Raw genomic sequence first — 11086 nt, forward strand, 5'->3', positions numbered from 1 at the left:
TTCAGGATCTAATTTCCCAGGAATCTTTTTAGGACGTTTATAAACAAATCCGTGCTGTATGAGCCAATCTGTCATGCCACTTCGGGAATATTTTATCCCATATTGCTCATGCACATAAGCTATGATCCCTTTGACTTTAAGATAGGTCTTTTCATGTAGGTGTTTTAGTAGAGACTCTTTTTGGTCTTGTGAAAGTTTTGATTTGCTACCGCCTCGAGGGCTACTTCCAGCTCTCATGGATTAAAATACTTTAAAATTTTAGATTGCTTATTGGTTATGCAAGAGATCTAATGAATTGTATTCGTAAAATTACACCTGATGAGGTGCTTACCACAATTATTAAAACGAATTGTTTTGTGAGTTTTTGCTGATTATTATTATGATGAACCCATGAAATCAATTAAACACATAGATCCTAAGAGTATCATCATACGCATGCCTAATTGGATAGGGGATTTTGTCATGGCAACTCCTATTCTTTCCGATGTACGCAGCTCTTTTCCAAAAGCTTCCATTACAGCAATGTGTCGTATAGGCGTTTGTCAGTTATTAGAGACGGATCCCGATATTAATGAGATATTTTGTTTTAGTAAGGCTAGTGGATTTAATCGTAGAGATAATCACCGAGATCTTATGGAAAAAATACGGCAAGGGAAGTATGACTTAGGCATTTTATTGACCAATTCATTTTCTTCTTCCTGGTGGTTTTATCGAGGGCATGTGTCCTATCGGATAGGATACGGGGGTAATTTTAGAAGTTTTTTATTAACCCATCCTATTCATCCTCCCTCTCAATTAAAAAAGCAACATCTCGTCAAGACATATAAAATGTTATTGTCTGTATTGGGAATTCCTGTTTCAAAAACAAACCCTCGGTTGTATCTTGCTAATCAAGAAATAAAAGCAGCGCAAGAGCTAGTCAAGCAGCAAGGAGTGCAAGAGGGTGATATCTTAATCGGTATTAACCCAGCTGCTACGTATGGTTCGGCTAAATGTTGGTTCCCTGAGAGATTCGTGGAAGTGGCCCATAAGTTATTACAAAACGAAAAGATTCATCTTGTGTTTTTTGGAGATCTAGAGAGTGTCTCTCTTATTAAAAGCATTTGTCGGACTCTGCCACCAAGAGCTATAAACTTAGCAGGTTTAACCTCTTTAAGAGAGTTAGCCAGCCTAATTTCTCTATGTAGAGCTTTTCTTTCTAATGATAGTGGACCTATGCATATTGCTGATGCGTTAGGCGTACCTGTTGTTGCATTATTCGGCTCTACTAATGAAATAGTGACCGGTCCTTTTTCTCAGGGTAGAGTAATCCATAAACACGTCACATGTTCGCCTTGTTATAAGCGTACTTGTCCCATTGATTTTCGCTGTATGAAAGCCATTGAAGTAGAAGAGGTTTATCAACAAGTTTTACAAGCGTTGTTTAGCCAACCCTCTTAAGATTCACATGCTTGATACGTTACTATATACATTTAAAATCTCCTTTTTTGATCGTTTATTAAAAAATGCAGCAAAGAAAAAAAGTACATATTTTTTGATTTGCTGGAATCGAGGGTTAGGCGATATTCCTCTGGGTCTTTATGCTTTAATATATAGGATTCGTGAGTTCATACCTGATGCTAAAATTACTTTTCTTACACGTCCTGACCTTTTTTTAGGATTTAACTTATTAAGTCAAGTAAAAGTACTTGTCGACTCCTCGTGGAAAAGAGGAAAACCTTTTGATCTTAAAAGCTCTTTAGCTCGTTTGCAAAAAAGCGAAAAATCATTTGATGTAATTATCGAACATCCAGATCCTACGCGTTGGTTAAAATGGCAATTGGGAAGGATTACTCCAAAGTTAAATTGGTTAGAAGAACATGATGCTTTATGTGAGCGGTTTAGATTAGATCCCATGCAAAAATATATAGCGATTCACATTCAGACAGAAACAAAATACAAATATGAGAAAAATTGGCCTGTTATTTATTGGAAAGAGTGTCTATATCAACTATTTTTTGAATTAAAACTAACCCCTATCTTATTTGGATTTTCTAAAGAAATACCGTTTGTACAAGAAGGAGTTGTTGATTTAAGAGGAGAAACCAATTTATTAGAGATGCTCTCTATTATTAAGAATCATTGTTGTTACTTACTTACTCCTGACTCAGGAGTGCTTTCTATGACGTATTATTTAAATAGTCCCTTTAAACTTAATGTGATATCTTTGTGGGCAGATCCTAAGCAAGGAATATTGAAACAGCAAGTGAAATCCCCAAATCCCTTGCTGCAGCATATTCCAATTATTGCAAAACATAAAGATATTTGTAATATTTCAGTTAGACAAGTCATAAAAATCCTTGGTGAACTGCAGAAATAGATATGCTAAAGCAGCTTTTATCTCAACATTTTCATTCCTTAGATCAGGCGCATCTCTTACATGGTTTAGAAACACTAGGCAGTGATCAGCTAAAGGTATTTTGGCAACAGGCACAACGTCTAGATCCTTCTCTTTTACTTGAACAAAGAAGATTGCTCGATAGGGATAAAACCCCCATTTTATCTACGCCTTTAAAAACTCCTGGCTTGTTAGGGTCAAAAAACTGTAAACGATTAGGTCGTGAGCTCATCGATCGAGGAAAAGTAGGCTGCATTATATTAGCTGGAGGAGATGGATCTCGCTTGAATTGGAGGGGCCCCAAAGGCACATTTTCCATTTGTATACAAAACCAGAGAAAAAGTTTATTTCAAAGGTTTTGTGAAAGAATAAAAAAAAAACAGTCGTTAGGGCAGTGTTTGCAAATTGCGATTATGACCTCTTTGTCTAACCACGTAGAAACGGAAATTTTTTTAAAAAAAAATCATTTCTTTGGATTGAAGAGTTCTCAGGTGCAATTTTTTTCACAAACAAACCTTCCCTTTTTGGATGAAAAAGGCAATTGGTGTTTAGAAGCTCCTGGTAAAATAGCAGAAGGTCCCAATGGTAATGGCGACGTATTGGATAGTTTTTTTACGAGCAAAATTGCGGATTTATGGCGAGATTTACAGATAGAATATGTTCATGTGATCCCCATAGATAACCCCTTAGCAGATCCTTTAGATCCAGAACTTACAGGTTATACAGTAGAATCTGGTTTAAGTGTAGCTTTGAAAGTGGTCAAAAGAGAATTTTCTCAAGAAAAAATGGGGGTTGTAGCACAAAAAAAAGAAGGCATTTCGATTATAGAATATTCAGAAATATCTCCAGAGAGATATAAAGAATTTCTTTTTTGCAATGTAAATATATTTTGCTTTTGTTTGTCTGATTTACAAAATCTTTATTGTCGTGTAAAATTACCTTTGCATCTAGCTAGAAAAAAAACGAACTTGCTTCTCTTCAATCAAACAAAACAGGTTTCTTGCTTTATTTGGAAATGTGAAAAATTCCTTTTTGATGTATTGGATTATTTACCTCGCAGCGCTACGCTTGTCTATCCACGATATCTTACCTATGCACCTTTAAAAGAATTAGACGATTTAGAAAATGTCAAGAAAGCCTTGATTGCTTATGAGAATCAATAGAAATGGTTTAAAACACATAATATATATACTTTATTTTACAATTAAAATAAATAGATAATACAGGGTTATTCAAAAAAAGAAAAAGGGATCTAAATGAAAATTGGCTATTTAGGCGCAGGAACATGGGGTTTTTGTTTAGCAGCTTTACTTGCATCAAAAGGCCATAAAGTCATTTTATGGACGGCAAAACCAGAATTTGCCGATTTGCTATCAGAAAAAAGAGAACACCCTAAGTTACTTCGTTGTAAAGCAAGTGACAATCTTAGCTTTACCTCTGACTTATCGGAAGCGGTTGAAGGTGCTGAATATATTGTTGAATCGGTTACTTCAAAAGGAATACGCCCTGTTTTTGAACAGGTCCTAGAAAGGGGAAAAGTACATTGTCCTGTTATTGTTACTTCCAAAGGAATTGAGCAAAATACCGGTTTATTATTGCACGAAGTTGTATTAGAGGTTTTGGGGGAAAAGATGCGGGATAAGATTGCTTGTTTAAGTGGTCCAAGTCATGCAGAAGAAGTCATTCAAAAATTGCCTACTTCGATTGTGTGCGCAGCTTATCATGTTCCTTTGATGCACCAAGTTGTTGATTTATTTATGACTTCCTATTTTCGTATCTATCCCAATGCAGATATAAATGGAGTGGCTTTTGGTGGAGCTATGAAAAACATTATCGCTATTGCTTGCGGTATTTCAGATGGATTGGGATTTGGAGATAACACCAAATCTGCTCTAATGACACGAGGGTTGCATGAAATTCGAAAACTCTCTGTTACTAAAAAGTGTAATCCAGAAACTTTAAATGGTTTGTCTGGGTTAGGAGATCTCTGTGTTACCTGTTTATCCAAGCTTAGTCGTAATTATATGTTTGGAAGATTAATTGCAGACGGATTGACAAGGGAACGGGCTCAAGAAAAAATCAACATGGTAGTTGAAGGGGCTTATACATGTATTTCTGCATTACAATTAGCAGAGAAAAAAAATATCCCTGTCCCTATTACAGCCGCTATTTGTTCTATACTCTATGAACAATTAGATCCACGAGATGCGGTAAAATCTCTTTTGCAAAGAGCTATTAAGGAAGAGCATTTATAATGGAATTAGACGGCATAAAAGTTGTTACCGCTCAAGAGATGAAGGATATAGAGAATAGAGCCTTTCAAAAGGGCTGTTCAGAATTAGGGTTTATGCAACAAGCAGGAATTTCTGTTGCAATGCAAGTAGAAAAATTTACCCAGGAAAGAAAACTACCTAAAGAAGTATTGCTTTTTGCAGGTAGAGGAAATAATGCAGGAGATGGTTTTGCTGCAGGTGCAATTCTAGTAGCAAAGGGATACTCTGTTATAGCTTACCCCATTTATCCGGTAGAGAGATTTAGTGCTTTGTGTCGGAATATGTATGAGAATTTTTGTTCTCAAGGAGGAAAAATAGAATTCTCTCTTGAAAAAATACAAGAGAGGATGAGTCATGCGGGCCTTATTCTAGATGCTCTTGTAGGAACTGGAATGAAAAAGAGTGCAGATAACGAGCTAGCCGCTGCTATTGAAATAGCTAATCGCTCAAAACTTCCTATTCTTGCCATTGATATTCCCTCAGGTTTAAATGGCACCACAGGTGAGGTTGGATTAATCGCTATTCATGCTACTAAAACCATCTATTTAGAATTAGCAAAAACAGGATTCTTTCTACGAGACGGGTGGGATCATGTAGGAGAAATTGTTCGAGGTGGTTTTGGTCTCCCAGAAGATCAAGTAAAAGCCTCTGCTTGTTTGCTTAATTTGTCTTCTCTTAAATTACCTCTTATTCAACGTTCTTGGCATAAATATCAAAAAGGGTATGTTGTAGCTATTGCAGGCTCTGAAGAGATGCCAGGAGCTGCTGTTTTAGCAAGCTATGCAGCTTTAAGATCAGGTGCGGGGATTGTGCGTGTATTTTCCCCAGATAAGATTTTAGTTCCTTATGAAATGATGCATCAGACTTTAGATGATAAGAATTTTGACGCGTTAGATCAAGAAATTGCTCGAGCTAAAGCTGTATTAGTAGGCCCAGGTCTTGGACGTGTAAAAAAAACGGATAAAATCGTTCAGCATCTACTTAAGTTCAATAAACCATTAGTCATCGACGCAGATGCTTTGTTTTCTTTAGCTACACACTCCTCTTGGAAATTGCCTCCTTCTTGTATTTTGACTCCTCATAAACAGGAAATGAAAAGATTGCTTGAATCAGATACAACACAAGAAATAGACTGGTTATTTTTATGTCAAAATTATGTAGATGAAAAACAAGTAACTCTTGTTTTAAAAGGGGCTCCTACTTTTATCTTTACTTGTGGTCATTTGCCCTTAATTATCACTCAAGGAGATCCAGCACTTGCAACAGCTGGAAGCGGAGATGTACTAACAGGAGTGATTGCAGCTCTTCTCTGTCATCGGTTAACCTCTCGTTATGCTGCTGCTTTAGGTTGTTTTATTCATGCAGTAGCAGGAAAAAAAGCAGCTGAGGATTTGACTTCATATAGTGTTATAGCATCAGATCTTGTAAAGTATTTGCCAAAGGCTCTTTCTTTAATGAAAAAAGCAGACTATTTACAAAAACTATAGATTTGGATTGGGTCTTTCTAAAATAAAAAAGATCTTTTCTTCTTTCTCTGGGTTTATATAACATCAAAAATTTTTTATGAGTAGAAATTAGAAGCAAATCCTATATTTGAGCTTTGCAATTTTTTAATGTTCTCAAATCTCATATCACCTCACGCGTGAGGTGATATAGTAGCTTAGGTGGTGATTAAAATTTAGGTTTCAGAAGAGCTCTATTATCTAATATACTTATAGCATGACGAAAGGATCTATAGGAACTGCCCTTAGCATTATGGGTTTTGATACCTTTTTGCGCTTGGGATTCTTATAGGAGATTAAAGGAAAGATTAGATTTTGTTTAATCGTCTATACTTTCGGTTTTTTTATATAAATTGTTTTAGTTTTACTAAAATTCATGACTTATATAAAATGATCGTTGATCACCGGGGGTGCCTAACGGCTGAGATAAGCTTAAATATTGCTTAAACCCTTTAAATCTGATCTGGATTATGCCAGCGTAGAGAGAGTGTTATGAAATCATCAAAATGTAGTATTCTTACAGGTTTTTTTGGCAATTTTTTAGAGCATTACGACTATGCTCTTTTTTCATTATTAGCTCCTTTTTTAGCTCCTTTATTTTTTGATCAGAAAGATCCTATTGTCTCGCTGATTTTAACCTATGCCATGTTGCCATTGGGCTTTCTTTCTCGTTTTGTTGGCTCTTTATTTTTTGGCTGGTTAGGCGATCACTTAGGTCGCAAGAGGGCATTATGTAGCTCTCTTACCGGTCTATCTATTACAACAGTGCTAATGGGCTTTCTACCAACCTATGCTCAAGTGGGCATGATGGCTCCTTTGGGACTTCTTCTAGCGCGCTTATTACAAGGTTTCTTTGCAGCAGGGGAAACGATAGGTGGAGCTATTTTCGTGCTGGAACAAACAGAAAATAGAAAAAAAAATTGGATGAGTAGTCTCTATGATGCAAGCTCTGTCTTAGGGATGCTAACCGCTTCTTTTATGCTTTTTCTCTATAGCCATTCTGCTCAAGAGATTTATTGGCGTTATTTATTTTGGGCAGGAGCGCTTACTGCCATTGTTGCTTTGATTTTAAGAATGGCAAGCAAAGAAGAAATAAAACCTAAAATAAGAAAAGAAAAAAAATTCAACGTTTTCCTGCAATACAAACGTGTATTTGTAACTATTGCTTTAGTTGCGGGGTTTTCCTCTAGTATATATTGTCTAGCATTTACTTTAGCTAGTGGATATATTCCTTTAGTTAATTCGATCACGAAAAATCAAATTGTCAAAATCAATACGTATCTTTTGTGCTTTGACATGTGTATTCTTCCTTTATTTGGTTATTTAGCAACAAAGATAGGCAGGGAAAAACAAATGCTTATAGGCGCATTGGGTACGGCTCTTATAGCTATTCCTTGTTTTTATTGTTTTTCTAGTTCTTCTATCTTAATAGTTAGCATTGGGCGTGTGCTATTGGTTATTGCAGGTGTTGTATTTTCTGCAACATATCACGTCTGGGCACAGGATTTAGTTAAACAAGAGCATCGCTATAGGATTTTATGTACCGCTCATGCGGTTGGTTCGCAAGTTATCGGCACTTCTACAGCTTTTATTTCTCTTTGGCTATATAAAGCATCTGGTTGGATTGCAGCCCCAGCTCTATATGTAATTTGTATAGCATTATTAGCTGCTTGGGCGGTTTTTACAAGTATGCATACACACAAGAAGAGAGAAGTTCAAAGATTAATTAGCTATACTGCTTTTGATACCACTTGATAAAGTAAGAGAGTCCTTCTTTTAAATCGACTTTAGGATCAAAATTAAGAACGCTTTTGCTTTTGGATACATTCGCATAGGTAATAGGCACATCTCCTGGAGGAGTGGGTAAGAATTCCATAATGGCTTTTTTTTCTAAGAGAGCTTCAAGGTAAGAGATGAGTTCTGATATGCTATAGGGTTTATGATGTCCGAGATTAAAAATGTCATTACATCCATTTGATTTTTGCAGAGAAGCTATAATCCCATCGATAATATCATCAATGTAGGTAAAATCTCGCATTAGCTTGCCTTCTCCAAAAACAGGAATCGGTTGGTTTTCTAAAATAGCTTTTGTAAAAGAGAAATAAGCCATATCTGGCCGTCCCCATGGACCATAAACGGTGAAAAAACGCAAGGCTGTGCAATGAAGCCCATAGAGTTTATGATAGGATTCTGCCATCACTTCATTGCATTTCTTTGTGGCTCCGTAAAAGCTACTAGGCTGATCTGTAGGTGCGGTTTCACAAAAAGGAGTTTCAGCTCTTTTTCCGTATACGGAAGAAGAAGATGCATAAATTAACTTAAGATTAGGATTCTTTCTAATAACTTCTAAAACCTGAAAGAAGCCAGAAAGATTGCTATGCATGTAACTTTCGGGATGAGTGATTGAATGACGTATCCCTGCTTGTGCAGCTAAATGCACAAAATGAGAAATATTCGATGTTTTGAGATGTAGATCTATGATTTCTTTATCATTGAGATCGCAATTAAGCACTAAAATATTTAATTTATGTAAATAAGCAGCTCTTTGATGTTTCAAAGCAGGATCGTAGTAAGGATTGAAATTATCGCAACCGCTAACATAAAAACCTAGCTTATGTAGTTTTTTTGCAAGATGAAACCCAATAAATCCCGCAATGCCTGTAATGAAAATTTTATCCATAATTTGATGAAAATGATTACTCTTTTAACATTGATCCCATCAGTTTATCGGAAAATGTGATTTTAGAAATGATTAAGCGCGTGATTTTATTATTTTTAGGGATTTGCTGCTTGCATAAATATCTTTAGAGATGTTTCAGGATATAAAAAATTCTTATATAATGATGTTAGGAACATGTAGAAGAAGAGTGTTATTAATAGTTCCCATGGTTTTATTCCTTTAAAACAAGCTTTAGCAAAGATATTTTATCATCTAGAAATAAAGTATGTATACATTTTAAAAATATATAAGGAGCTTATCCTAGACGTTATTGATATCCTGGTGATATCGCTTTTTAGAAGTAACTCTTGAGTAAAATATTCATGAATGACCCCAATCTTAAGAAAATCTTTTTCCGCTAGATCTTTGCATTAAGAATAATGGCACCGGTTTCTTTTTTTTGCGCATTTATTTTTTTATTAACCAAAGAACCTCAATTTTTAGCAGAAGTCAGTATTCAACGAACTACAAAAATAACAGATTACTATGTTAAGCTTCCTGAAGTATATCGAGTTTTTTTAAACTATCCTATACTCTGTATCACATTACCCAAAAAACGAAACGGATTCTCGGCTACTTTTGTCATCATAGAGGAGAATTACTAGAGGATAAAATGGATGCAAAAAAGCGAATTTTAGTGGCAGGCGGTGCTGGGTTTTTAGGCTCGCATTTGTGTGAACGTCTTCTACAGGAAGGGCATGAGGTAATTTGTGTGGATAATCTTTTTACTGGCGGCCTAAATAACTTACGGAGCTTTATCAAGCACATCTCTTTTACCTTTATGGAAAAAGATATCTGTGAATCTTTCGATCTTAAAGTAGATTATATTTGTAATTTTGCTTGCCCTGCCTCACCGCCTCATTATCAGAAAGATCCTGTAAAAACGGTTAAGACCAATGTATTAGGCTCACTTAATATGCTAGATCTAGCCCAGCGTCAAAAAGCTACGATTATACAAGCATCAACGAGTGAAGTATATGGTGATCCTCAAATGCATCCACAGCAGGAAAAGTATTGGGGATATGTAAATCCAATTGGTCTTAGATCTTGTTATGATGAAGGAAAAAGATGCGCAGAGACTCTATGTTTTGATTATCATAGACAATATGGATTATCAATTAAAGTAATACGTATTTTTAATACCTTTGGACCTAGAATGCATCCAAATGATGGGAGAGTAATTTCTAATTTTATCGTGCAGGCTTTGCAAAACCTTCCTATTACTCTTTATGGAGACGGGATGCAAACCCGCTCTTTTTGTTATGTTGATGATCTCATCGATGCAATTATTTCTATGATGAAAACACAAGCGTGTCAAACAGGACCAATTAACTTAGGAAATCCTTTGGAATATACAATTCGCGAAATAGCGGAATTAATTATTAAGCTAACAAGTTCTCAATCAAAGATAATCTACTATCCCTTGCCACAAGATGATCCCAAACAGCGCTGTCCTGATATTGCTTTAGCTAGATCACTACTGAATTGGCAACCGCAAGTTTATCTAGAAGAAGGTCTTTTTAAAACCATCCAATATTTTGATAAAGTTCTACAAACTAAAAAAATACTTTCTCTTTCTTAAGATTTATCTTCTTCATGTTTTGTAGTAAGGCTAATAAGCTTTTTCCTTACTTTATATTTTTCATCCTACATTCCTACCAGGGCCAACGCATGAAGATTTTGCTTGATAATTGAGAGATAAAAAATGATTCTGGCTCCTTTTTCATAAGGAGTATAAAATGGAAGGATTCATTCATTCTTCATCTATTATGATGCATTTTTCGAAATTACCAGACCCAAGAAAGGCGCTCAATCAACTATATAGCCTTCATGATATACTCGTTTACATTCAAATTAAGAGGTTTAATATATAAACATTTTTATACAAAAGATAACATATCCTTGTAAGATAGAGCGGTTTTTTCAAAAAAACCCAGTTATGCAATTCTTAATTTGAAATCAAACTAGTATATAGTAGTGCCAATTCAAACGGCTAGCTTAATGGGGTTCAAGTCAACGACTTGAAAATTGTCGTTAATCCTATATTTTTCTATACGATTGAATCGGAACCACTATATCTCCTGACTTTTTAACGTATGCCTTTTCTTTTTTCCTGAGTCTTTTCAAGTTTGAAGTGCACAGAAGAATTAAAAAAAGAATAGGCAGGCGATGAAAGAATCTCTATTGTGATTTTTAACAATCAAACACAAGGAGA

At 35.5% G+C, this 11086-nt stretch carries 10 protein-coding genes and 1 riboswitch; of the genes, 8 read left to right on the forward strand and 2 right to left on the reverse strand.

From position 1 onward, the window contains the following. Positions 1-237 (reverse strand): helix-turn-helix domain-containing protein (locus RHOW815_RS04180; RefSeq protein WP_215217087.1); only part of this gene is annotated, 237 nt, incomplete at its 3' end. A 153-nt stretch (positions 238-390) separates the two neighbouring features. Here RHOW815_RS04180 and waaF point away from each other — a divergent pair. The 6 genes from waaF (at position 391) to RHOW815_RS04210 (ending at position 7907) form a co-directional block, all read left to right on the forward strand. Further along, on the forward strand, positions 391-1440 hold the full coding sequence (gene waaF / locus RHOW815_RS04185) for a lipopolysaccharide heptosyltransferase II (RefSeq protein WP_215217088.1): 1050 nt from the start codon (positions 391-393) through the stop codon (positions 1438-1440). Positions 1441-1447: 7 nt separating this feature from the next. Next, positions 1448-2359, forward strand: coding sequence for a glycosyltransferase family protein (locus RHOW815_RS04190; protein WP_215217089.1), 912 nt, complete (start codon positions 1448-1450; stop codon positions 2357-2359). A gap of 2 nt (positions 2360-2361) precedes the next feature. Then, entirely contained in the window at positions 2362-3540 is a 1179-nt protein-coding gene (locus RHOW815_RS04195) for a UTP--glucose-1-phosphate uridylyltransferase (RefSeq protein ID WP_215217090.1), read from the forward strand. A gap of 93 nt (positions 3541-3633) precedes the next feature. Continuing rightward, positions 3634-4632, forward strand: coding sequence for an NAD(P)H-dependent glycerol-3-phosphate dehydrogenase (locus tag RHOW815_RS04200; RefSeq protein WP_215217091.1), 999 nt, complete (start codon positions 3634-3636; stop codon positions 4630-4632). Then, positions 4632-6137: an NAD(P)H-hydrate dehydratase gene (locus RHOW815_RS04205; RefSeq protein ID WP_215217092.1), complete on the forward strand. Its 1506-nt coding sequence runs from the start codon at positions 4632-4634 to the stop codon at positions 6135-6137. Before RHOW815_RS04200 ends, RHOW815_RS04205 begins: the two co-directional genes overlap by 1 nt. Positions 6138-6548: 411 nt before the next feature. Further along, a riboswitch (TPP riboswitch) is annotated at positions 6549-6655 on the forward strand. Then, the gene (locus RHOW815_RS04210) at positions 6645-7907 is read left to right on the forward strand and encodes an MFS transporter (protein WP_215217093.1); all 1263 of its coding nucleotides are present in this window, start codon (positions 6645-6647) and stop codon (positions 7905-7907) included. It overlaps the preceding riboswitch by 11 nt. On the opposite strand, the gene RHOW815_RS04215 is transcribed toward RHOW815_RS04210, so the two are convergent. Beyond that, the gene (locus tag RHOW815_RS04215; RefSeq protein ID WP_215217094.1) at positions 7879-8832 is read right to left on the reverse strand and encodes an NAD-dependent epimerase/dehydratase family protein; all 954 of its coding nucleotides are present in this window, start codon (positions 8830-8832) and stop codon (positions 7879-7881) included. The genes RHOW815_RS04210 and RHOW815_RS04215 overlap by 29 nt on opposite strands. Positions 8833-9484: 652 nt before the next feature. Between RHOW815_RS04215 and RHOW815_RS04220 the strand changes: the two genes are divergently transcribed. Continuing rightward, a complete protein-coding gene (locus RHOW815_RS04220; protein WP_215217095.1) occupies positions 9485-10453 on the forward strand; it encodes a UDP-glucuronic acid decarboxylase family protein in 969 nt (322 codons plus the stop codon). Positions 10454-10610: 157 nt separating this feature from the next. Next, positions 10611-10745 (forward strand): transposase family protein, encoded by a 135-nt coding sequence (locus RHOW815_RS04225; RefSeq protein WP_215217096.1) that lies wholly within the window; start codon positions 10611-10613, stop codon positions 10743-10745. Positions 10746-11086 lie beyond the last annotated feature (341 nt).

Source organism: Candidatus Rhabdochlamydia sp. W815, assembly GCF_018642185.1.
In the GTDB taxonomy this organism is placed as follows: Bacteria; Chlamydiota; Chlamydiia; order Chlamydiales; family Rhabdochlamydiaceae; genus Rhabdochlamydia; species Rhabdochlamydia oedothoracis.